The organism is Niveispirillum fermenti, from assembly GCF_052474395.1.
The window spans coordinates 682666-705000 of record NZ_CP156681.1 but is presented as its reverse complement, the minus strand read 5'-3'; the positions used below and the strand labels follow the sequence as shown (position 1 = coordinate 705000).

The window sequence follows — 22335 nt, the reverse complement described above, 5'->3', positions numbered from 1 at the left end:
GACAACAATCAAAATGCTGGGGGGCAAACTCCAGCTCGAACAACGTGGCAGCAGCCGTTTCTGGCAAGCCCGCGCGTCTATTGGCGGAAAACAACGCCAGTTCAGTACCAAACAGGAATCCTTGGAGAAGGCCCAGAAGGCCGCCGAGGATTGGTACATCACCCTCAAAGCCAAAGATCGTGTCGGTGTCCTCGATAGCGGCCCGACCTTCGCCAAAGCCGCCAGCCAATTCCAGAAGGAATACGGCCTCATTACCGGCGGCGAGCGCAGCCAGAAATGGACCGAAGGCCATGAGCTGCGGCTGCGTGTGCATCTGGTGCCGTTCTTTGGCGACCTGCCCATCAATAAGCTGACGGCGGGGAAGGTGCAGGAATATCGGGTGCATCGCATGACCACGTACATGCTGCCTAACCCGCATTCCAAGGGGAAGCATAAGCCCAAGGCCAAGCCGCCGGCACGCAGCACCCTACATAATGAGATCATCACCCTCAGTCTGGTGCTCCAGACCGCGCAGCGCCATGGGTGGATCGACCATCTGCCGAACCTCTCCGCTCCCTACAAGACGCAGGCCAAGCGCACGCACCGGCCTTGGTTCAGCCCCGAGGAATACAAGCAGCTTTACGAAGCGGCCCGGAAATATGCCCGCGAGGAAGTCACCGATTTTTACCGGTGGAACGCCGAGCAGGTGTACGACTGTCGCTGGCGGGATAAAACTCCCCAGAAGTGGCGAATGAAAAGTCCCCAGTTTTGGCAGAGGGCAAGGCCCCGGGGGGCATGCCCCCCGGGGCCTTGCGGCCATCTCTCCGCCATCCTGTTTCCCGCTGTCTGCGGGGAGGATGCCGGTGATCAAGCTTGGGGACCTTGTCATGATCCTGGACCTTGCCCGCCAAGGGCTATCCGTTTCCGCCATCGCGCGCCGGACCGGTTTCGACCGCAAGACCGTGCGCCGGCATATCGAGCGTGGGCTGGAGCCGCCCGCCTACACACCCCGGCCACCGCGGCTGTCGCTGTTATCCCCCTATGAGCCCTTCTTGCGCGAACGGCTGGCCACCGTGCCGGAACTGACGGCCAGACGCCTGCACCGGGAGATCAAGGAGCAGGGCTACAAGGGCGGCTACACCCTGGTGAAGGTCTTTGTCCGGTCCGTGCGACTGACACCGGCCAGGCGCTTCGAGCGCCGGTTCGAGACGCCGCCCGGCAAACAGGCCCAAGTGGATTTCGCCTACTTCAAAACCGAATTCACCGACGAACCTGGCATGGAGCGGGTGGTCTGGCTGTTCTCCCTGGTGCTGGGCCATTCCCGGATGATCTGGGCGCGGTTCGTCGCCCGCCAGGATCTGCCCACCCTGCTGCGCTGTCATATTGCCGCCTTCGAGGCTCTGGGCGGCGTGCCAGAGCAGATCCTCTACGACCGGATGCGTACCGCCGTTCTGGGCGAGGCGGACGACGACAGGGGCGTCGTCTACAACGAGAAGCTCCTGACACTGGCGGCCCATTACGGCTTCCTGCCGAAGGCCTGCAAGCCCTACCGAGCCCAGACCAAGGGTAAAGTGGAGCGGCCCTTCCGCTATGTGCGGGAGGATTTCTTCCTGGGCCGTACCTTCCGCAATCTGGACGACCTGAATGCCCAGTTCTGGCAATGGCTGGACCAGGTGGCCAATGTCCGCCGCCATGCCACCACCGGTCGGGTGGTCATCGAGCATTTCGCCGAGGAGAAACCCAGCCTCCGGCCATTGCCCGCCGGTCCCTGCAATGCCGTGCTGGCCCTGGAGCGGCGTGTTACCCGCGATGGCATGGTGTCGGTGGGCGGCAACCTCTATTCCGTCCCCGACTGTACCCGTCGGCGCGTCGTGGAGGTACAGGTGACCGCCACCCAGGTTCAGATCCTGGAGGATGGAACGCTGATCGCCAACCATCCCGTCCTGGAAGGGCGCGGGCGGCGCCGCCTGCTGGAGGGACATCGCACCCTGCCGCCACCGGCCAACAGCACGGTTACCCGGGAGGGGGCGGTACCGCTCCCCAAGCCGTCCGGCCGTACCGTGACGCCCCGCGACTGGCCGATCAGGGGGTGCGGCCATGACGCTGATCCCATCGACCCTGGAACGCATCCGCCGGCATCTGGTGGGCCTGCGCATGCCGCGCGCCCTGGAGGCCCTGGACGGCACCGTCCGCCAGCTCGAACGCGGCGAAATCTCTGCCCTGGAGGCGCTGGAGGGCCTGCTGGGCGAGGAACTGACCCTGCGCGAGGGGCGGCGCATCAAGGCCGCCCTCAAGATGGGGCGGCTGATCAACATCAAGACCCTGGAGGGGTTTGATTTCTCCTTCCAGCCCTCGCTGGACCGCAACCGCATCATGACCCTGGCCCAGCTGGACTTCATCGCCCGCCATGAGGTCTTACATTTCCTCGGCCAGCCCGGCTGCGGCAAGACCCACCTAGCTCTGGCCCTGGGCGTGGAAGCCGTAAAAGGCGGCTATTCCGTCTATTTCATGACCCTGGCCGACCTCATCACCTCCCTGGCCAAGGCCGAGCGCGAGGGAAATCTGCGCGAACGCCTGCGCTTCCTATGCCGGCCCCAGCTGCTCATCGTCGATGAGATCGGCTACCTGCCCGTCATCCCGGGCGGTGGAAACCTGTTCTTCCAGCTCGTCAACGCCCGCTATGAACGCGGTGCCATGATCCTCACCTCAAACCGTGGCTTTGCCGAATGGGGAGAGGTCTTCAACGATCCCGTCGTCGCCACCGCCCTGCTGGACCGTCTCCTGCATCATGCCATCGTCGTCCATATCGAGGGCGCCAGCTATCGCCTGCGCCGTCATGCCGACCTGATCCCGGATAACAACCGCACCCGGCCCATCAACCCACCAATTCAGCCAAAACCAAGGGGGAGACCGCCAAAAAACAAACAAGCCTGACTATCCAAAATCAATTCGCCAGCCAAGCCATCTGGGGAATTTTCAAATGCCACTTCTGGGGATTTCTATTTCGCCCTTTACAACACGCCCAGGGTGGAATGAGGTCGAATATTGTTGTAGTCGTCGCGCCAGTCAGCCAGCACCTAGCGGGCGTGCCGCAGACCGTGGAACAGGGTTTCATTTAGGCATTCATCGCGCAAGCGTCCGTTGAAGCTTTCCACGAACGCATTCTGGGTGGGCTGGCCGGGCTGGATGTAATGCCACTCGACCTGATGGGTTTGCGTCCAGGCCAGGATTGCCCTGGAAATGAACTCGCTGCCATTGTCGCTGACAATCACCTGCGGTTTGCCGCGTGTGGCGATCAGCGCGTCCAGCTCTCTTGCCACCCGCTTGCCGGACAGCGAGGTGTCGGCCACCAGGGCCAGGCATTCGCGTGAGAAATCATCCACAACGGCCAGGATGCGGAACCGCCTGCCATCACTGAATGCATCCGACACGAAATCCAGGCTCCAGCGCTGGTTGGGAGCCTGGGGTACATTCATCGGCGCCCGTGTGCCCAGTGCCCGTTTACGACCCCGCCGCCGACGCACCGCCAGCCCTTCCTCACGGTAAATCCGCAGCAGCTTCTTATGGTTCACCGCCATCCCCTCCCGGGCCAGCAGACATCCCAGACGTCGGTAGCCGAACCGCCGCCGCTCCGATGCCAGCTCCCGCAGCCTTTGCCGCAGGGCGCCGTCATCAGGGCGCCGAGATCGGTAGCGGATCGTCCGGCGATGCACCTTCAGGACAGAACAGGCCCGCCGCTCGCTCACCCCGAACGTCGCCCGCAGGTGGGCAACCGTCCGGCGCTGCGCGGCGGGCCTTACCACTTTTTTCCTGCAACCTCGCGCAGCATGGCGTTGTCCAGCATCGCCTCGGCCAGCAGCTTCTTCAGGCGGCTGTTCTCATCCTCCAAGCCCTTCAGACGCTTGGCTTCTGATACCTCAAGCCCGCCATATTTCGATTTCCAGGCGTAAAATGTCGCCTCCGAAATCCCATGACGGCGGCAGATGTCCGCCGTCTTATGGCCGGCTTCCTGCTCTCGCAGGATCCCGATGATCTGTTCCTCGCTGAAACGGCTCTTCTTCATCAAATAGCCCTCCTCGGTCGGAAGGACTCTACTTCACGCCGGGTACATTTCCAGGGAGCAGGTCAAGATCACCCCATCACACAGGGTTATCGGACGTGTCCACCTTGCGATATCAGACCTGCCCGTCAATGCTCGGGAGAAAGCCACCGGACGTCACTTCTCCAGAAGGCGTGCCCCGACACCTTGGGCGCCCAGTTGATCGTCTGGATTGCGCAGCGGACAGTCGGCTAATGAGAGGCACCCGCATCCGATACAGCGGTCCATATCGTTACGAAGCTGCAGCAGGCTGTTGATCCGCTCGTCGATCAGCGCTTGCCAAGTCGCCGTCAGTCGGCTCCAGTCGTCCTTGTTCAATGCTTGGTCTATGGGGATGGCGGACAGATAATCCCTGATAACGGCCAATGGGATGCCTGCCCGCTGGGCGATCCGTATGACAGCGACCCGCCGCAAAACGAAGCGCGGATAGCGGCGCTGGTTTCCCTCTGTACGCCATCCTTCAATCAGGCCCTTGGCCTCATAGAAGTGGATGGTCGACACGGCAACGCCGCTCCGCTTCGCCACCTCTCCCACCGTCAGCGGATCAAACGCGCGCTTCTGCATTGTCGATATCGCAACCTCCAGGCAGGTACTGTACACAAGAACCACCTTGACCTCAACTATTGTTGAGGTTTTATAAGCGATGTCGGCCTGCTCACAGGACAGGCTGCCGGCGGCGTTGTTGCCGGCCCCTTCATCTGGAGCCGACATGTCCACGACCAGTAGCCGTCCGACCGATCTTCCCCGTCGCAGAATTGCCCTGCTGATCGTGGCCGTCACCCTTATCCTTGTTGCCGGTGGGCTATTCACGTGGCGGCAGGCGCGGCTCGCCGCATCCGCCGCCGGCTATGCTCCGCCGCCGGTGGAGGTCTCTGCCATCCATGTCGAACCAGAAACTTTGCCGCGCGCACTGACTGCTATCGGTTCACTCCAGGCCGTGCAGGAAGTGATGCTTGCGACCGAGGTTCCGGGTCGGGTGGTTGCAATTCGCTTCGAGGCTGGCCAGGAAATAGACGCTTCGGCACCGATCATCCAATTATTCGACGGGCCGGAACGCGCCGACCGCGCCGCCGCTGCCGCTCGCCTGAAATTCGCTGGAATCCAGCATGAACGGTCCCGCAGTCTCGCGCCTACTGGTGCGGAGCCCCGCCAATTATTGCAACAGCGCGAAGCGGAACTGGCCCAGGCCCAGGCGGCACTTCAGCAGATCGAGGCTCGGATCGCGCAGAAAGCCGTACATGCGCCCTTCGCCGGCCAGATCGGTATCCGGCGCGTCAATCTGGGCCAGTATGTAAATGCCGGTGATCCGATTGCAACCCTCACTGCGCTTGACCAACTGCATGTCAATTTCAGCGTGCCGCAGCAGCACCTGTCCAAGTTGCGGATGGGTGGGGAGGTGCAGGTGCGCAGCGACGCCGCGCCTGGCCTCGCCTTCACGGCCCGGATCAATGCCATCGATCCGGTGGTCGCCGCCGACACGCGCAACATCGCCGTCCAGGCGATCATGCAGAACCCGGACAGGGTGCTGCGGCCGGGTCTTTATGCCACGGTGGATATCGTGCAGCCCCCGCGGGACGGCGCGATCCTGGTGCCGACCACGGCGATCCAAACCTCAGCCTCCGGGGACAGCGTCTTTGTCATCAAGGATGGCAAAGCCTTGCTGGTTCCCGTGCATACGGACGGGGAGGTTGGCGAACGCACCGTCGTGGAAAGCGGGCTCGCGGCCGGTTCCCTCGTGGTTACTACCGGCCAGCTTCGCCTGCAGCCCGGTGCGGCCGTTGCGCTGGCTCCCGCTGCCACTGGCGATCAGTAAGGAGAGGTGTCATGCATTTCACGGACCTGTTCATCCGCAGACCCATCCTGTCTGTCGTCGTCAGCCTGCTGATCTTCCTTGTCGGTGTCACGGCGCTGTTCGGCTTGCCGATCCGCCAGTATCCGAACCTGGAAAGTGCCACCATCACGGTGGAAACCCGTTTCCCCGGAGCCACTCAGGAGGTGATGCAGGGCTTCGTCACCCAGCCCATTGCCCAGTCCATCGCCACGGCCAGCGGCATCGAGTATCTGACATCGATTTCCACCATGGGCCGCAGCCAGGTGAAGGCCAAGCTGGTGCTGAATGCCGATTCCGACCGCGCATTGACGGAGATCTTGGCCAAAGTCCAGCAGGTTAAGTACCGGCTGCCGGAAGGTGCCTTCGATCCCGTGGTCGCCAAAATTACCGATGGTGCATCGGCAGTGCAATACATCGCCTTTACAAGCGACCAGCACAGCCCCGCACAGCTTACCGACTTCGTCACTCGGGTCGCCCAGCCAATGTTCACCTCCATCCGGGGCGTCGCATCGGTCGATACGTTCGGCGGCAGCGGGCTGGCGATGCGGGTCTGGATCGATCCGGTGAAGATGGCGGCGCGCGGCCTGGCCGCCTCAGACATCGCGATGGTATTGCGTGCCAACAATGTCCAGGCGGCGCCTGGACAGCTCAATGGCGGCCTCACCATCACGGACATCACCGCCACCACCGATCTACGCAGCCTGGACGATTTCCGCGACATGGTCATCAAGACCGGCGATGAGGGACTGGTGCGGCTGCGGGATATCGCGACGGTGGAGATCGGAGCGCAGAATTACGACAGCTCCGCCGCGTCGGACGGCAAGCGCGGCGTCATCGTGGCCCTGACCCCCACGCCTGACGGCAATCCGCTGGAGATCGTGAAGGGGGCGAATTCGCTGATCCCGGTGATCCAGAAATCCGCACCGCCGGGCGTGGAGGTGCGCAGCACTTTCGACGTGGCCCATTTCGTCGTACGCGTCCGGTGTGAACCGCCTTGCGGTGTGTGCGGGATAGCTGGAAGTCTTTGCGTAAGCGCGATAGCGCGGACGCAAACGAGTGGCAAACGTGATGGCTTATCAGCGGCTGGAGGTTTTGACGGGTACGGAGCGGCGTCGAAAGTGGTCGGACGCGGAGAAGGTCCGGCTGGTGGAGGCGGCGTTCAGGCCGGGGATCGTGGTCAAGGATGTTGCCCGGCGGTTCGGGGTCCATGAGAGCCTGCTGTACCGGTGGCGCCGGCAATTGGGCGTATCGGTTTCGACGGTCGACAGCCCGGTTCCGGCGTTTGCGCCGGTCCAGCTTGCCGCTGTGAATGAGCCGATGGCCATGCCGGTCGCGGAGACGGCGCTGCCGACCCCCAGCCCGTCCGCAACATCGGTCGCTGAGATCTCCGTGCTTCTGCCCGGCGGGGTCGAGGTGCGGCTGCGGGGGTCGGTGGATCTGGCGCTGGCCAGGGCGGTGATCCGGGCGGCCGGAGGGGCGGGATGATCCCGATCCCGCCGGGGGTGCATGTGTGGCTGGCGACGGGGCGGACGGACATGCGCAAGGGGTTCGACAGCCTTGCCCGTCAGGTGCAGGAGGTTCTGGGACGCGATCCCCATGGCGGTCACCTGTTCGTCTTTCGTGGCCGCCGCGGTGACCTGGTGAAGGTCATCTGGCATGACGGCCAAGGCGCCTGCCTGTTCACCAAGCGCCTGGAGCGCGGCCGGTTCATCTGGCCGTCGGTGGTGGACGGGGCGGTGACGCTGAGCCCGGCCCAGTTGGGCTATCTGCTGGAGGGGATCGACTGGCGGCTGCCGCAACACACGGCCCGGCCCGAACGGGCGGGCTGAAAAGCTGCAGACAAGACGGCGTGGGCATGATTCAATGACCCCATGTCCAGCCCCAATCCTCTCGCCCAAGCTGCCGACAATCTGCCCGCCGATCTGGCGGCAGCCCATGCGTTGATCCTGGCGTTGCAGGGGGAGTTGGCGACGGCGCGCCAACAGGCCGGTGAACGGGCGATCGAGATTGAACGGCTGCGTCTAGCCCTGGCCAAGGCCCGGCGGGAGCTTTACGGCCAATCCTCCGAGCGGGGCAGGCTGCTGGTGGAGCAGTTGGAACTGCAACTGGAGGAGTTGGAGGAGACCAGCGCCGAGAACGAGGTGGCCGGCGAACTCAGCACGCCCGCCCCCACCCTTGCCGTCACACCGCGCAAGCCGGCGCGGCGACCACTGCCGGAGGCGCTGCCACGGGAGCGTATCGTCCATCCGGGACCCTGTGTCTGCGACCGCTGCGGCGGCGATGCCTTACGCAAGATCGGCGAGGATGTGCTGGAAAGCCTGGAATGCGAACCCCGCCGCTGGAAGGTGGTGCAGCATGTGCGGGAGAAGTTCGCCTGCCGGTCCTGCGAGGCGGTAAGCCAGACGCCGGCGCCCTCCCATCCGATCCGGCGTGGCCGGGCCGGGCCGAACCTGCTGGCCATGGTGCTGGCCGGGAAATATGCCCAGCATCTGCCGCTGCACCGGCAGAGTGCCGCCTATGCCCGGGAAGGGGTCGACCTGGACGTTTCCACTCTGGCCGACTGGGTCGGCGCGGCGGCAGCAACCCTGGCCCCGCTGGTGGCGGCGATACGCTCCCACGTTCTGGCGGCTGATCGTCTCCATGGCGATGACACGCCGGTGCCGGTTCTGGCCAAGGGCAAAGCCGCCACCGGCCGACTATGGGTCTATGTGCGGGACGATCAGCCGTTCGGTGGCAGCGATCCGCCCGCCGCCCTCTACCATTATGCCCGCACCCGTGCCGGCGAACATCCGCAGCGCCACTTGGCCGGCTGGGCCGGAATATTCCAGGCCGACGCCTACAGCGGCTATGCCGGCCTCTACGATCCCGCCCGCAAGCCCGGTCCCCTCCAGGAGACCGGATGCTGGAGCCATGTCCGCCGTCGGTTCTTTGACCTGGCCAAGGATGGCAAGTCGCCCCTGGCAGCCGAGGCCGTGAAGCGCATCGACGCGTTGTTCGCCATCGAGCGGACCATCAACGGCCGCGCCATCGCGGAACGTGCCGAAACCCGCCAGGAGAAAAGCCGTCCCCTGATCGACGATCTGGAGCGATGGCTGCGCCACGCCTGTGCCCGCCTGTCGCCCAAGTCGGATCCTGCCAAGGCCATGGACTATGCCTTGAAACGTTGGCAAGCGATGACCCGGTTCCTGGAGGACGGGCGCATCTGCCTGTCGAACAATGCCGCCGAACGCGCCTTGCGTGGCATCGCCGTCGGACGCCGGAATTGGACCTTCTGCGGTTCCGATGCCGGCGGCGACAGGGCCGCCGCCATCTACACCCTCATCGAGACCGCAAAGCTCAACAACGTCGATCCCCAAGCCTGGCTCGCCGACACCCTCGCCCGCATCCATGATCATCCCGCAAAGGCCATCGCCGACCTCTTGCCATGGAACTGGAAGGCAAAGGCCTGAATGGGTCTACGCCGGATGCTTACATTTCGTCAACGCTTCCATCAGTGAGGTGGAGCACACCCTGGTCGAAGCGGTCGTCATCGTCATTGTCGTTATCTTCCTGTTCCTGGGGTCTTTGCGCGCCGTCATCATTCCTGTGGTGACGATCCCGTTGTCTCTGGTGGGAACCGCTGCGCTGATGCTGGCGTTCGGCTTCTCTCTCAACCTGCTGACCCTGCTGGCCATGGTACTGGCCATCGGGCTGGTCGTGGATGACGCCATTGTCGTGGTGGAAAACATACACCGGCATATCGAGGAAGGGTTGTCGCCCTTCAACGCCGCCCTGGTCGGTGCGCGGGAGATCGTCGGGCCGGTCATCGCCATGACCATCACATTGGCCGCCGTCTATGCTCCCATCGGTATGATGGGCGGGTTGACGGGCAGTCTGTTCCGCGAGTTCGCCTTCACCCTGGCAGGATCGGTCGTGGTATCCGGTGTGATCGCCCTGACCTTGTCACCCATGATGAGTGCCGTACTCCTCAACGCGAAGGTTGCCGAGGGCGGCTTCGCCAAACGTGTGGAGCATTTCTTCGAGCGTGCATCGACCGGGTATGCCGGCGCGCTTGCCCGCATGCTGTCCATGCCGGCTGCCGTCCTGCTCGTCGCCATCAGCCTGCTGGTGGGCATCGCCGTTCTGTTCCTGGGCGCACAGCGCGAACTGGCCCCGCAGGAGGACCAGGGCTACGTCTTCACCGCCGTCCGCGGACCGCAATATGCCAGCATTCGATACACCGAGCAGGTTTCCGCCGACATGGAGAGGCTGTTCCGCACCCTGCCGGAATATGAGGGCAGCTTCTTCACCAATGGCATGGACGGGCAGAATCTGGGTTTCGGCGGTATCATCATGAAGGAGTGGCAAGAGCGGGATCGCTCCGCCACTGACGTGCAGGGCCAGCTTTTCGGCATGGCGAACGGAATCCATGATGCCTCTGTCACGCCGTTCCAACCGGCCCCCCTGCCGGCGGCCAGCTCCGGCCTGCCGTTCCAAATGGTGTTGCGGGCGCCGGGCAGTTTCGATGCCGTCTACCAGGATATGCAGTCACTGAAGGCAGCAGCGTGGCAAAGCGGGTTGTTCCTGTTCGTTGAAAGCGACCTAGAGTTCGACAATCGTGCCGCCAGCATCAGCATCGATGCTGCCAAGGCCGGGGAGGTCGGCGTCACCATGCAGGCGATCGCAGACACGCTGGCGACCCTGGTCGGTGAAAACTACGTCAACCGCTTCAATTTCCACGACCGTTCCTATGATGTCATTCCGCAAGTGATGGCGGTTGATCGGTTGACGCCGGACAATCTGGGCCGTTTCCATGTCCGGTCGCAATCGGGGCGCATGATCCCGCTTTCCACCCTGATCCGCGTCGATGTGCAAGCAAGCGCCAACCGCCTGCCGCAGTTCAACCAGATGAATGCCGCGACCCTGTCCGGCGTGTTGCGGCCGGGCGTAACCATGGGACAGGCGGTTGCGCACATGGAGGCATTGCCCCGTGCACCGGGCGTTACCGTCGACTGGTTGGCCGACAGCCGGCAATATGTCCAGGAAGGCAACAGGCTGACGGTATCGTTCGGCTTCGCGCTGATCGTGATCTTCCTGGTGCTTGCTGCCCAGTATGAAAGCTTTCGCGATCCGCTGGTCATCCTGATCACCGTGCCTCTGGCGGTCTGCGGAGCACTCCTGCCACTCTATCTCGGTTTCACAACGCTCAACATCTATACCCAGATCGGGCTTGTCACGCTGATCGGGCTGATTTCCAAGCACGGCATCCTGATGGTGGCCTTTGCCAACGACCTCCAGCGTGACCGTGGATTGGATCGTCACCATGCGATCATCGAAGCGGCGCGGGTCCGTATGCGGCCGGTGCTGATGACAACCGCGGCCATGGTCTCGGGCCTGATCCCGCTGCTGTTCGCGGCCGGTGCCGGTGCCGCCAGCCGCTTCGCCATTGGCATCGTGGTGGTGATGGGCATGCTTATCGGTACGCTCTTCACCCTGTTCATGTTGCCCACTTTCTACACCTTGCTGGCCCGCGATCATCGCGCCCATGCCCATGCCGAACGTAAACGGGGCGCCGACATCCCCCAGCCGGCCACGGAAGCCTGATCACCATGAAGATGAAATCACTGTTTGCCTGTCTGTTTGGCACGCTGCTGGTCGGGTGCGCCGCCGGTCCCGACCATATTCCACCGTCTCCGCCTTCCATGGGCACCGCCTTTCTCGGCGCCACTCCGGATATGGTGGCAGGAACGGAACCAGAGACGGCATGGTGGCGTTTGTATGACGATCCCGTCCTGGAGGCGTTGGTTGCGCGGGCTTTGGAGGCCAATACCGACCTCCGGGTAGCGATGGCCAACTTGAAGGCTGCCGATGCGGTTCTTGCCGAGGCACGGGATTCCCGCATGCCCCAGACCCAGATTGAGGGCAGGGCGGCCTATGGCAGAAATCAGCCACCCATCGCCTTGCCCGGTGATCGTTTCACCTATGGGGGTGGTCTCCAACTTTCTTATGAGGCGGACATGTTCGGGCGGGTCTCCCGCGTGGTGGAGGCGGCCGAGGCGGATGCCGCGGCAATGGCATTTGCCCAGGCGGCGGTGCAGGTCAAGGTCGTGGCCGCCGTGACGGAGGCATACCTGTCGATTTGCACCTTGTCGCAGGCCACCGATGTGGCCAATGCCGCGATCGCACTGACATCGGACAGTGCGCGCATCATCCGCCAGCAGCAGGAGGCTGGGGGAGCAGCCATATTGGATGTGGAGAGGGCCGAGGGATTGGCTGCCCAGGCTCGTGCGGGTCTGGCGCCCCTGGAGGGAGCGCTGGTGGCCGCACAGTTCGAGTTGTCGGCACTGCTGGGCCAACCGCCCGCCGGCATGCCCGAGCAGGCCGTGCATTGCCGGGTTGCCCCGCAGCCTCGCCATGCGATCGGCATCGGTGATCGTGCCGGCCTGCTGCGCCGTCGTCCAGACATCGCCGAGGCCGAGCGTCGCCTGGCCGGGTCAACGGCGCGTGTCGGTGTTGCTATGGCCGATCTCTATCCACGCATCAACATCGCCGCCAACATCTCGCAGATGGGCGGAGAGGGGATCGGCAACAGCCAAGGTTTCGCCTATGGCCTGGGTCCTTTGCTTTCCTTTTCTTTCCCCAATATGGAGGCCGCGCGTGTACGTATCCGACAGGCGGAAGCACAAGCGGAAGCCGCTTTGGCTGCCTTCGACGGTGTGGTCCTGACCGCACTGAAGGAAGCCGAGCAGGCGCTGAACGGTTACAAGACGGCTCATATGTATCGGCGAGAGATAGCCGAAGCGGAGAGGCGGGCTGAAAGGGCGTACTATCTGGCAGAAGAGCGATACAGGGCGGGCGACCTCGCTTTCATCGATGTTCTAGTTGCGCAAAGCGCGCTGATTGAACTCAGTCTCGCCCGCGTTGATGCAGACCGAGGGGTGGCTATTGCCAGGGTTGATGTTTTCCGTGCGCTCGGTAACGCTGGATAAGGCAAATTCACGTTATCGGGAATGGTAAGAGCGGCGGGGAAATCCATGGCATCAGCAGGCTGCAGAAAAATCGGCCTGTATTTCCGCTTTCCCCATGTGCCATCGTTCTTTGAGGTCGTTGGCGTGGGGTTACAGGCCGATTTTCCGGCCAAATTTGCCGGTTTCCGCCGTTTTGAGGCGGAAACCGGGTGTCGTCAGGTGGCCAGCCCCAGTTTTGGTATCCTGATCAGGTTGTAGGCAGTGGCGTTCAGGGTAAAGACCCAGCCGACAAGATCGGTCCCCTTGTGCCGGGTCTTGCGCAAGCCGGCGGCGGCCTTGACCCAGCCGAACACCTCCTCAATGCGCTTGCGGATGCGCAAGGAGACGGCATAGCCGGGATGGCGGGTGGTGCGGCCGTCGATGGCGCTGCTGCGCCGCAAGGCACCGTCGTCGGTCTTCTGTTCGTTGCGGGCGATGTGGGGTGTGACCTTGCGGGCGCGCAACTCCATGACGAAGGCCCGTACATCATAGGCCTTGTCGGCGCCCAGCGTGATGCGGCTCCTGGGCTTCAACCCGTCGACCAGGGCCAGCGCCGCCTCGCGCTCAGCCGTGCCGGTGGCCTGGGTGACGGTGGCGCCGACCACCAGGCCGTTGCGGTTCTCCATCAGCACATGCCCCATGAAGGCCAGGCGCAACGGTTGGCCATTGGCCTTGCGGTAAAGCTTCGCTTCGGGATCAGTGGTGGAGGCGTGGGTCTGGTTCGACCGTTTCTCGCCCCGGAAATTGCGCTCGGCATTGCGCCCTGTCCGGCATCAGCCCCTGTGGGACAGAAGCGGTTGATTGCGCAACGGAGGATTTCTGGCTCATCGTAGTGACCGAAGGGAACGCAGATGAGGCAGAAATCCATGGTGCCGAAATCGGGCGCCGAGCAGGTCGTCCGGGATATCCGGCGGCAGACGCGCAAACATTATTCGGCGGAGGAGAAGATCCGCATCGTACTGTCCGGGCTTCGCGGCGAGGACAGCATTACGGAGCTGTGCCGGCGCGAAGGCATCGCCGAGAGCCTGTATTACAGCTGGTCCAAGGAATTCCTGGAGGCTGGCAAGAAGCGCCTGTCGGGCGACACGGCCCGCCAGGCCAGCACGGGCGAGGTCAAGGACCTGCGGCGCGAGATGCGCGACCTGAAGGAGGTGGTCGCCGACCTGACGCTTGAAAACCGCCTGCTCAAAAAAAGCATGATCGCGGATGGGGGCGACGAGGAATGAGATACCCCGCATCCGAAAAGCTGGAAATCATCCGTCTGGTCGAGGCGTCGCACCTGCCCCTGCGCCGAACCCTGGACAGGCTGGGCATTCCTGCCACCGCCTTCTATCGCTGGTATGCGCGCTATCGGGCCGAAGGCGAAGGCGGCCTGGCCGACCGGACCAGCGCGCCGGGCCGGGTGTGGAACCGCGTCCCTGACGCGGTCCGCCAGCAGCTGGTCGAACTGGCCCTGGAGGCGCCGGACCTGTCGCCGCGCGAACTGGCGGTGAGGTTCACCGATAGCAAGGGCTATTTCGTCTCCGAGGCCTCGGTCTACCGGCTGCTGAAGGCCCATGACCTGATCACCAGCCCGGCCTTTGTGGTGATCCAGGCGGCCGAGGAATTCCGCGACAAGACCACCCGGCCCAACCAGATGTGGCAAACCGATTTCACCTATCTCAAGGTTATCGGCTGGGGTTGGTTCTACCTGTCGACCATTCTGGATGATTATTCCCGCTACATCGTCGCCTGGAAGCTGTGCACGACCATGCGGGCCGAGGACGTCACCGACACCCTGACCCTGGCGCTGGAAGCCTCGGGCTGTGATCAGGTCGCGGTCGCCCACCGGCCCCGCCTGCTCAGCGACAATGGCTCATCCTATCTCGCCGGCGATCTGGCCGAATGGTTGGAAGACAAGGGCATGGATCATGTCCGCGGTGCGCCAAACCACCCCCAGACCCAGGGAAAGATCGAGCGCTGGCACCAGACCCTGAAGAATTGCATCCTGCTGGAAAACTATTTCCTGCCCGCAGACCTGGAAGCCAGAATTCAGGGTTTCGTCTATCATGAAATGGCAGCCACCCCGTCAGCGCCTGGTCGGTGTTTCAATCCACGCCTCCGTGAAGGGGCGACCGACTTCTGAGTCCAATGCGCGGGCACGGGCGTAGTTTCAATCCACGCCCCCGTGAAGGGGCGACCGTACCGGGGCGCCGTCCCATGGCGGCGGGGCGAGTTTCAATCCACGCCCCCGTGAAGGGGCGACCCAAGGTGATGGACCTGACGGCCAATCAGGTGCAGTTTCAATCCACGTCCCCGTGAAGGGGCGACAAGCGCTGGCAGCTGGAGATGTGCTGGCGCATGGTTTCAATCCACGCCCCCGTGAAGGGGCGACAGGATTATGCGTCGGGAGAGACGTGGTCGGCGCTGTTTCAATCCACGCCCCCTGAAGGGGCGACCGGGCGGTCACTCCCCTCCGGTGAGCGCAGGGGCTGTTTCAATCCACGCCCCCGTGAAGGGGCGACCTACCTGTCCCCGGCAGAATTTAGCGCCGATAATGTTTCAATCCACGCCCCCGTGAAGGGGCGACGGCCGGCCGCGGCGCGCCGGCCATCACGCGGGACGTTTCAATCCACGCCCCCGTGAAGGGGCGACTGCCATTGCGAGAGGCATTGCGGACGCTGCGGTAGTTTCAATCCACGCTTGGGCGCCGCGGAGAAGGTGAAGACGCTTTCCGGAGGCATTGCGGACGCTGCGGTAGTTTCAATCCACGCCCCCGTGAAGGGGCGACGCCCGGCGGGCAGCGTCGATGCGGCGCTGATAGTCGGTTTCAATCCACGCCCCCGTGAAGGGGCGACTTGAACTACGAGACCATCGTGCGGTCGCTGGCCGTGTTTCAATCCACGCCCCCGTGAAGGGGCGACGCCTCATCAAAGGCGATGCTGTTGGAAGTGGTGGCGTTTCAATCCACGCCCCCGTGAAGGGGCGACGGCCTATCCCGGTTCTCCAATACCAAGTGTCAAGGTTTCAATCCACGCCCCCGTGAAGGGGCGACGCAGGCCGCTGCCGATGCAGCCGATATCAGCGTGTTTCAATCCACGCCCCCGTGAAGGGGCGACTGGGCGATGTGCAGTTCCAGGGGCAGGCGACGGCGTTTCAATCCACGCCCCCGTGAAGGGGCGACGGGCGGCGGCGGCGGGTGAAACCGCCAAGGCCCTGTTTCAATCCACGCCCCCGTGAAGGGGCGACCCTTCGCCTCGTCCCATCGCCATTTTTCAGCAATGTTTCAATCCACGCCCCCGTGAAGGGGCGACGGCCCTGCTCGACATGGCACGTCCATCCGCCCAGGTTTCAATCCACGCCCCCGTGAAGGGGCGACCGCCGACGCCAACCGCTCCATGCCGGAGGTTGACCAGTTTCAATCCACGCCCCCGTGAAGGGGCGACGCCCGTCGAACCCGCCGCCGATTCCCATGCCATTGTGTTTCAATCCACGCCCCCGTGAAGGGGCGACGTTCCGGCCCCACCTTGGGCGCGATACTGACGGTGTTTCAATCCACGCCCCCGTGAAGGGGCGACAACCGGTCGGTGACGATCACGGGGTCATAGGGCGGTTTCAATCCACGCCCCCGTGAAGGGGCGACCTGACGGCACCCGTGCCGGAAGGGGTGACGGAGGGTTTCAATCCACGCCCCCGTGAAGGGGCGACGTGGCCGGTCCGCCAGGTGGTGGGGTCCAGCGCCTGTTTCAATCCACGCCCCCGTGAAGGGGCGACGCGCGCATACGGGCGCCATGGCCGTGCGCGGGGGGTTTCAATCCACGCCCCCGTGAAGGGGCGACCGCTGATCTCCAGGCCGTGGTCCACGACTTCATGGTTTCAATCCACGCCCCCGTGAAGGGGCGACTCTCCTGCTTGATTGTTGATCACTTCACATTCACGTTTCAATCCACGCCCCCGTGAAGGGGCGACTTCCATGCGATTATTCGTCGTTTCCCAATCAATATCAGTTTCAATCCACGCCCCCGTGAAGGGGCGACATGGACGCGGCTGGGGTGCTGGGGACCGTGGGCCTGTTTCAATCCACGCCCCCGTGAAGGGGCGACGACCGAACTGGCCGAACGATTGGCGCAACCAAAAGTTTCAATCCACGCCCCCGTGAAGGGGCGACGGAGGCGGCATCTTTCTGGGACAACCTGCCCGATGTTTCAATCCACGCCCCCGTGAAGGGGCGACAAGGTGTTTTGCTTGATGGTAATTTCACCGCTGATGTTTCAATCCACGCCCCCGTGAAGGGGCGACGACCAAAAGCCTCATTTCCGCATCCACTCCGGATGTTTCAATCCACGCCCCCGTGAAGGGGCGACGCTCTACTAACCGTCTTTTAATGGAGGCTTAATTGTTTCAATCCACGCCCCCGTGAAGGGGCGACTTCCGGCCGCAGTACCGGCCGCTGACGGACGAGGAGTTTCAATCCACGCCCCCGTGAAGGGGCGACGCCCCGCTGACCTTCGTGCAGCCGACCCACGGGTTGTTTCAATCCACGCCCCCGTGAAGGGGCGACGCCCCGCTGACCTTCGTGCAGCCGACCCACGGGTTGTTTCAATCCACGCCCCCGTGAAGGGGCGACCGGCGCGTCATCAATGCGCTGGCCGGATGCGTCGGTGTTTCAATCCACGCCCCCGTGAAGGGGCGACCCGGTCTTGGGATCGGTCGTCTTATCCCAGACCAAGTTTCAATCCACGCCCCCGTGAAGGGGCGACGCTGGCCCTCGCGAAAGCCGATGGTCGAGTTCCGGTTTCAATCCACGCCCCCGTGAAGGGGCGACGCCGCCCCACCTCTACCAATTTTGCAGCCATGGGGTTTCAATCCACGCCCCCGTGAAGGGGCGACATGACGGCTCCGGCCATCACTCCAGTGCAAGATGGGTTTCAATCCACGCCCCCGTGAAGGGGCGACTCATCATATTCGATGTAACAACATCGGATTTGGTGTTTCAATCCACGCCCCCGTGAAGGGGCGACCTGGGCGGCATGACGGGGGCCAAATATTCGGCCGAGTTTCAATCCACGCCCCCGTGAAGGGGCGACGGACGGCATGAATGTCCCGCCCACGGTCGTGGATGTTTCAATCCACGCCCCCGTGAAGGGGCGACCTGCCGGTGTCGTAGGCGACGCGACGTTCCACGGCGTTTCAATCCACGCCCCCGTGAAGGGGCGACTTGGGCTTCGGGATGAGCGCAGCCGGCGTGTTGTGGTTTCAATCCACGCCCCCGTGAAGGGGCGACTCTGCGTCAGGTAGCGGTGACACGCATAAGCCACTGTTTCAATCCACGCCCCCGTGAAGGGGCGACTTCTTGACACTGCCGAGCGCCTTCAGGTCATCTGAGTTTCAATCCACGCCCCCGTGAAGGGGCGACATGCCATTTTGGTCAATATCGGCTCGGGTGACCGTTTCAATCCACGCCCCCGTGAAGGGGCGACAACGGGCATTCAGGGCCTCCATCGCCGACGCCATGTTTCAATCCACGCCCCCGTGAAGGGGCGACTCAGGGTTGTCATACCCGACAGTTCAGCGGGCTGTTTCAATCCACGCCCCCGTGAAGGGGCGACACGTCCAACCCGGATGGATTTTTCGTTTGATAGCAGTTTCAATCCACGCCCCCGTGAAGGGGCGACATGCTGTCAGCGACGCGGGACGCATACTGTTGAGGGTTTCAATCCACGCCCCCGTGAAGGGGCGACCGGACGAACGCGAGCCGGGGGCCGACCTTGTGCCGGTTTCAATCCACGCCCCCGTGAAGGGGCGACCATCGCCGCCAAGATTACCGGCGGCCTTCAGCGCGTTTCAATCCACGCCCCCGTGAAGGGGCGACACGGCTCGCCGTCGAAGACGGGGATGTCGATCAGGTTTCAATCCACGCCCCCGTGAAGGGGCGACAGGTGCCCATGGCGGTTACTCCGCAGCGGAGGAGTTTCAATCCACGCCCCCGTGAAGGGGCGACGTGGGTCAGCTGGACGGGCTGCCCATCGTATGGCCGGTTTCAATCCACGCCCCCGTGAAGGGGCGACCGCGGACGGGCATCAGGTGGGACGGCTCGCCGTCGTTTCAATCCACGCCCCCGTGAAGGGGCGACCCCCGAGATCGATGCCCAGAGCGCCGGCTATCGGTTTCAATCCACGCCCCCGTGAAGGGGCGACTCTGGTGCAGCACGATGCGGATGGGGTGGTCGATGTTTCAATCCACGCCCCCGTGAAGGGGCGACGGCAGCGCGGGTCTTTCTTCTCCAGGATCACGTAGTTTCAATCCACGCCCCCGTGAAGGGGCGACTGTCTTTGAATATACACTTGTCCAATAAGGCACAATGGCCCACTGTGCGCGAACCCTGGTGTTTGGGTCGTCGTTTGGACGGCCGGCAACCGAGTGTGTAATTCAAGTTATTGTCTTTCAATGGAATTTTCTAGCGCGAACATCACGCATTCCGCATGCTCGCTTACGGTTCGCGCAGCACGTCCTGCCGTGCTCAAAAGATCAGCGGGGCATCGAAATCCTGGGCGGGTTTGGCACCCACATGTTCGATCCGCCGGGCGGCGTTGGCACCCAGATGGTAGAAGCGCAGACTATCCACGGCGGGATCGATTTCCCCCACCAACCTTGCCCGCAGGGCGACCCATTGCGCCGGTTCCACCTCGCATTCGAAGACGGAGAACTGCACGCGCTGGCCAAAATCCTGGCAGGCGCGGGCGATGCGGCGCAGACGGCGGCGGCCTGCCGTATCTTCGGTTCGGACATCATAGGTTATCAGCATCAGCATAGGCGGGGCACATCCTATTTCCAGAGAAATGGCGGGTATCGGTCAAGGTCGCCGCGCAGGTGCCGGGCCAGCAGCCGGGCCTGGACATGGGCGATCAGGCCGATCGTCACCTTTTCCTCAAGGAAGGGATGCACCAGCTCCTCCCGCTTGCGTTCCTGATAGGTGGCCAGCACGGTTTTGCGTGCGTCATCGCGCAGCATCACGGCCCCGCCTTCATGTTGTTCAAAATCCCGTGCTGTCACCTGTCCACGGTTCAGTAAGGACAGGGCCACGCGGTCGGCCAGCAGGGGACGCAGTTCCTCCATCATGTCCAGCGCCAGCCCGGCGCGGCCCGGACGGTCGCGGTGCAGGAAACCGACTTGCGGGTCCAGCCCCACCACCTCCAAGGCGGAACGGCAATCATGGCCCAGAATGGCGTATAGAAAGGAAAGCAGGGCGTTGGGCACGTCCAGCGGTGGGCGGCGGCTGCGCCCCCGGAACCGCAATTCTGGCGCACTGGCGCGGATCAGATGGTCGAACACGCCAAAATAGGCGCTGGCCGCGTCACCCTCCAGCCCACGCACGCGGTCCAGATCGGGCTCATCGGCGGCCAGACGGGCGGCATCCCCCAGGCGGCGCTGGGCATCGTCGATGGCGGCGGTCTGATTAGCAGCCAGAGAGTTGCCATGATCGCGCTGGGCACGGCGCAGAACTGTCCGCTGGTTCGCCACCTTGCCGGCGACAATGGCCCCGGCGATGGTGGCCGATGCTCCGGGATCGTCGGCCTGCCGGTATTGGCGGCGGCGTAACAGCACATTGCCGGACTGCGCCCCCTCCACCCTGGCGATGAACTTGCCATGTTCCGACAGGAAGCTGACCCCAATCCCCTGTTCTGCGCAGAAGCCCATCAAGGCGGGCGACATGCCAACCCGGCCAAAGCAGACCACACCCCCCATCATATGGGCGGGCACCCGGCCGCGCTCCTGCCCCTCCACCTCCACCACAATATTGGCCCCGTCCTTGCGCAGCCATGCGCCCTCTGTGGTGACGAACAGGGTGTTCAGATGCTGGCGCATGGTTCAATCCCGCAATTGCCGACGCAGCCAGCCGGCCACATCGGGATGGTGGGCCAGTGGGCGCGGCTGGCACAGGTCGATCAGGGAGCATTGGCCACATTTACGTGTCTCGAACACAGGCGGGGGCGTGGTGCCGGTGGTCAGCATGGAAGCCACCTCTGCCACCACCTGTTCAGTCAGCGCGCGCAGGGTGGGGTCAAAAATAATATCCGTGCGTCGCCGCGTTTCCCCATAAAACAGGGCACCTGTGGGCACGGGCTGGTCGAACATTTCCTCCAGACACAGCGCCTGGGCACAAAGCTGCACCTCGTCCGCGCGGTGGGATTTGGGGCGGCCCCGCTTATATTCCACCGGAAAGGGAACACCGCCGCGCAGTTCCACCACATCCGCCACACCCACAAGGTTCAGGCGATGACAGCGCAGTGGCAGGGCCCGCAGCGTGCGCACCTCCCCCCGTTTGGTCCGGCCCGGTTGATCGGCGCGTTCATGCAGGATGCGGCCATCGGCGGTGGCTGCATTGTCCGCCCATTGCCGTTCCAGATGGATCAGGGCGCATTGGCGCGGGCAGAACAGCCAATGTTGAAGGGCCGACAGCGGGATCGGGTCATCATTTTCCATGCTGTCGGCCCTCCATTTTTCAATCAGGATCAGAACCGCTCGATGATCTCCACCCCTGCCGGCAGACCGTAGTGGTTGATGGTCACGGCATAGTCGGCAAAGCTGCGGGCCGGGGGCCAATTGTCGGTGCGGGGGTCCTTCACCGGCACCTCGCTGCCGGCATGGCGGCGCAGCACCTGCACCCGATCAAACAGGCCAGGGGCAGCGGCATTGCCCAGGGCACTGGCATGTTTGAACAGGATCAACTTGCGGCTGCCCATTTCGCCGCGCGCGGCGGAACGGTCATGGTCGAACATCTGTTCCAGCGCCGACCAGAGCAGGCCCAGATCGTCCTCCGAAAACCCCGTCTTCTCCGCCAGTTTGGCCGAGATATAGCCATGGGCGCGGTACAGCCCATAGGGGATGATGTGCTTGCGGCCCATGGTGCGGTTTTCCCGCCGCGCGCCCTCGGCCTCGCCTTCCTTCTTTTCACCCTCCGTCGTTGCGGCCATGCGGGTGATGGAAATTTCCAGCGGCAGAACGGGTTCCACCGACTGGGCAAAGGCGAACTGCACCGGCCCCCGCACCTGCCCGCAATTGATGCCGGTGCCCATCACGGCCCCGAAGGTGCGCACGTCGAAGAAATTGTCGCACATGAACTTGCGGACGGCCTTTTCTTCCTCGTCCCCCTTGGGCGTCAGCTTCTTGGCGGTGGCCACATCGGCGTCGTCGGGGCGCACGGCCTTATAGGCTTCGCGGTGCTTCTCGTTCAGGATCGCCCCTTCCTGCACATAGATGCCCTTGCCCGGTTCCCCCTCATGGAACAGGCCGACGAAGTTGCGGATCTTGCGCTTCAGGCAGACATCAGTGACCAGCCCATGGTTGGTCTCCGGGTCCAGGCGCGGCAGGTTGCCGGCATCCGGGTCGCCATTGGGGTTGCCGTTGGTGACATCGAACAGGAAGACGAATTCGTAACGATTATTCAGAACACTCATGGA

At 63.6% G+C, this 22335-nt stretch carries 12 protein-coding genes, 5 pseudogenes and 2 CRISPR repeat arrays; of the genes and pseudogenes, 10 read left to right on the top strand and 7 right to left on the bottom strand.

The window, feature by feature from the left end; translation table 11 throughout:
- Window positions 1-842 precede the first annotated feature (842 nt).
- Window positions 843-2063 (top strand): annotated as a pseudogene (istA, locus tag ABC728_RS14680) (IS21 family transposase); the annotation flags it as partial.
- A 70-nt stretch (window positions 2064-2133) separates the two neighbouring features.
- Window positions 2134-2913 (top strand): IS21-like element helper ATPase IstB, encoded by a 780-nt coding sequence (istB, locus tag ABC728_RS14675; protein ID WP_445376586.1) that lies wholly within the window; start codon window positions 2134-2136, stop codon window positions 2911-2913.
- A gap of 146 nt (window positions 2914-3059) precedes the next feature.
- On the opposite strand, the pseudogene ABC728_RS14670 reads toward istB, so the two are convergent.
- A pseudogene (locus ABC728_RS14670) lies at window positions 3060-4042 on the bottom strand (IS3 family transposase); the annotation flags it as partial.
- Window positions 4043-4195: 153 nt separating this feature from the next.
- Complete coding sequence (gene soxR / locus ABC728_RS14665; protein WP_416622345.1) at window positions 4196-4789, bottom strand: redox-sensitive transcriptional activator SoxR; 594 nt, start codon at window positions 4787-4789, stop codon at window positions 4196-4198.
- Here soxR and ABC728_RS14660 point away from each other — a divergent pair.
- From ABC728_RS14660 to ABC728_RS14630, 7 genes and pseudogenes are all read left to right on the top strand, one after another.
- Window positions 4788-5891, top strand: coding sequence for an efflux RND transporter periplasmic adaptor subunit (locus ABC728_RS14660; protein ID WP_416622343.1), 1104 nt, complete (start codon window positions 4788-4790; stop codon window positions 5889-5891). The two genes, soxR and ABC728_RS14660, sit on opposite strands and share 2 nt — an antisense overlap.
- Before the next feature lie 11 nt (window positions 5892-5902).
- Window positions 5903-7120, top strand: a complete 1218-nt coding sequence (locus tag ABC728_RS14655; RefSeq protein WP_445376585.1) for an efflux RND transporter permease subunit — start codon at window positions 5903-5905, stop codon at window positions 7118-7120.
- Window positions 7056-7394, top strand: coding sequence for an IS66-like element accessory protein TnpA (gene tnpA / locus ABC728_RS14650; protein WP_445376584.1), 339 nt, complete (start codon window positions 7056-7058; stop codon window positions 7392-7394). Before ABC728_RS14655 ends, tnpA begins: the two co-directional genes overlap by 65 nt.
- The gene (tnpB, locus tag ABC728_RS14645) at window positions 7391-7738 is read left to right on the top strand and encodes an IS66 family insertion sequence element accessory protein TnpB (RefSeq protein WP_094453379.1); all 348 of its coding nucleotides are present in this window, start codon (window positions 7391-7393) and stop codon (window positions 7736-7738) included. The genes tnpA and tnpB overlap by 4 nt, the downstream gene beginning before the upstream one ends.
- A 42-nt stretch (window positions 7739-7780) precedes the next feature.
- Entirely contained in the window at window positions 7781-9358 is a 1578-nt protein-coding gene (gene tnpC, locus ABC728_RS14640; protein ID WP_416622349.1) for an IS66 family transposase, read from the top strand.
- 25 nt (window positions 9359-9383) lie between these two features.
- Window positions 9384-11492 (top strand): annotated as a pseudogene (locus ABC728_RS14635) (efflux RND transporter permease subunit); the annotation flags it as partial.
- Window positions 11493-11497: 5 nt separating this feature from the next.
- Window positions 11498-12877: an efflux transporter outer membrane subunit gene (locus tag ABC728_RS14630; protein WP_416621958.1), complete on the top strand. Its 1380-nt coding sequence runs from the start codon at window positions 11498-11500 to the stop codon at window positions 12875-12877.
- A gap of 194 nt (window positions 12878-13071) precedes the next feature.
- Here ABC728_RS14630 and ABC728_RS14625 read toward each other — a convergent pair.
- Window positions 13072-13659, bottom strand: a pseudogene (locus ABC728_RS14625) (transposase); the annotation flags it as partial.
- Window positions 13660-13746: 87 nt separating this feature from the next.
- On the opposite strand from ABC728_RS14625, the pseudogene ABC728_RS14620 reads away from it, so the two are divergent.
- Window positions 13747-14945: pseudogene (locus tag ABC728_RS14620) on the top strand (IS3 family transposase); the annotation flags it as partial.
- A 34-nt stretch (window positions 14946-14979) separates the two neighbouring features.
- Window positions 14980-15269: a CRISPR direct-repeat array (repeat unit 31 nt; unit sequence GTTTCAATCCACGCCCCCGTGAAGGGGCGAC).
- Window positions 15270-15633: 364 nt separating this feature from the next.
- A CRISPR array of direct repeats spans window positions 15634-19201; the repeat unit is 31 nt; unit sequence GTTTCAATCCACGCCCCCGTGAAGGGGCGAC.
- Window positions 19202-19394: 193 nt separating this feature from the next.
- Here the strand turns inward: ABC728_RS14620 and cas2 are convergent.
- From cas2 to cas7c, 4 genes are read right to left on the bottom strand one after another with little or no spacing between them, the layout of a single operon-like run.
- The gene (cas2, locus tag ABC728_RS14615; RefSeq protein WP_269913272.1) at window positions 19395-19685 is read right to left on the bottom strand and encodes a CRISPR-associated endonuclease Cas2; all 291 of its coding nucleotides are present in this window, start codon (window positions 19683-19685) and stop codon (window positions 19395-19397) included.
- Window positions 19686-19699: 14 nt separating this feature from the next.
- Window positions 19700-20740 (bottom strand): type I-C CRISPR-associated endonuclease Cas1c, encoded by a 1041-nt coding sequence (cas1c, locus tag ABC728_RS14610; protein ID WP_416621957.1) that lies wholly within the window; start codon window positions 20738-20740, stop codon window positions 19700-19702.
- Window positions 20741-20743: 3 nt separating this feature from the next.
- Window positions 20744-21358 (bottom strand): CRISPR-associated protein Cas4, encoded by a 615-nt coding sequence (gene cas4 / locus ABC728_RS14605; RefSeq protein ID WP_416621956.1) that lies wholly within the window; start codon window positions 21356-21358, stop codon window positions 20744-20746.
- 29 nt (window positions 21359-21387) lie between these two features.
- Window positions 21388-22332: a type I-C CRISPR-associated protein Cas7/Csd2 gene (gene cas7c / locus ABC728_RS14600; protein WP_416621955.1), complete on the bottom strand. Its 945-nt coding sequence runs from the start codon at window positions 22330-22332 to the stop codon at window positions 21388-21390.
- Window positions 22333-22335: the final 3 nt, after the last annotated feature.

What these genes read in the sequence shown, in the direction of transcription:
- istB (WP_445376586.1), top strand. Translation starts at nt 2,134, where the DNA reads ATGCCGCGCGCCCTGGAGGCCCTGGACGGCACCGTCCGCCAGCTCGAA.
- ABC728_RS14660 (WP_416622343.1), top strand. Translation starts at nt 4,788, where the DNA reads ATGTCCACGACCAGTAGCCGTCCGACCGATCTTCCCCGTCGCAGAATT.
- soxR (WP_416622345.1), bottom strand. Translation starts at nt 4,789, where the DNA reads ATGTCGGCTCCAGATGAAGGGGCCGGCAACAACGCCGCCGGCAGCCTG.
- ABC728_RS14655 (WP_445376585.1), top strand. Translation starts at nt 5,903, where the DNA reads ATGCATTTCACGGACCTGTTCATCCGCAGACCCATCCTGTCTGTCGTC.
- tnpB (WP_094453379.1), top strand. Translation starts at nt 7,391, where the DNA reads ATGATCCCGATCCCGCCGGGGGTGCATGTGTGGCTGGCGACGGGGCGG.
- tnpC (WP_416622349.1), top strand. Translation starts at nt 7,781, where the DNA reads ATGTCCAGCCCCAATCCTCTCGCCCAAGCTGCCGACAATCTGCCCGCC.
- ABC728_RS14630 (WP_416621958.1), top strand. Translation starts at nt 11,498, where the DNA reads ATGAAGATGAAATCACTGTTTGCCTGTCTGTTTGGCACGCTGCTGGTC.
- cas2 (WP_269913272.1), bottom strand. Translation starts at nt 19,685, where the DNA reads ATGCTGATGCTGATAACCTATGATGTCCGAACCGAAGATACGGCAGGC.
- cas1c (WP_416621957.1), bottom strand. Translation starts at nt 20,740, where the DNA reads ATGCGCCAGCATCTGAACACCCTGTTCGTCACCACAGAGGGCGCATGG.
- cas4 (WP_416621956.1), bottom strand. Translation starts at nt 21,358, where the DNA reads ATGGAAAATGATGACCCGATCCCGCTGTCGGCCCTTCAACATTGGCTG.
- cas7c (WP_416621955.1), bottom strand. Translation starts at nt 22,332, where the DNA reads ATGAGTGTTCTGAATAATCGTTACGAATTCGTCTTCCTGTTCGATGTC.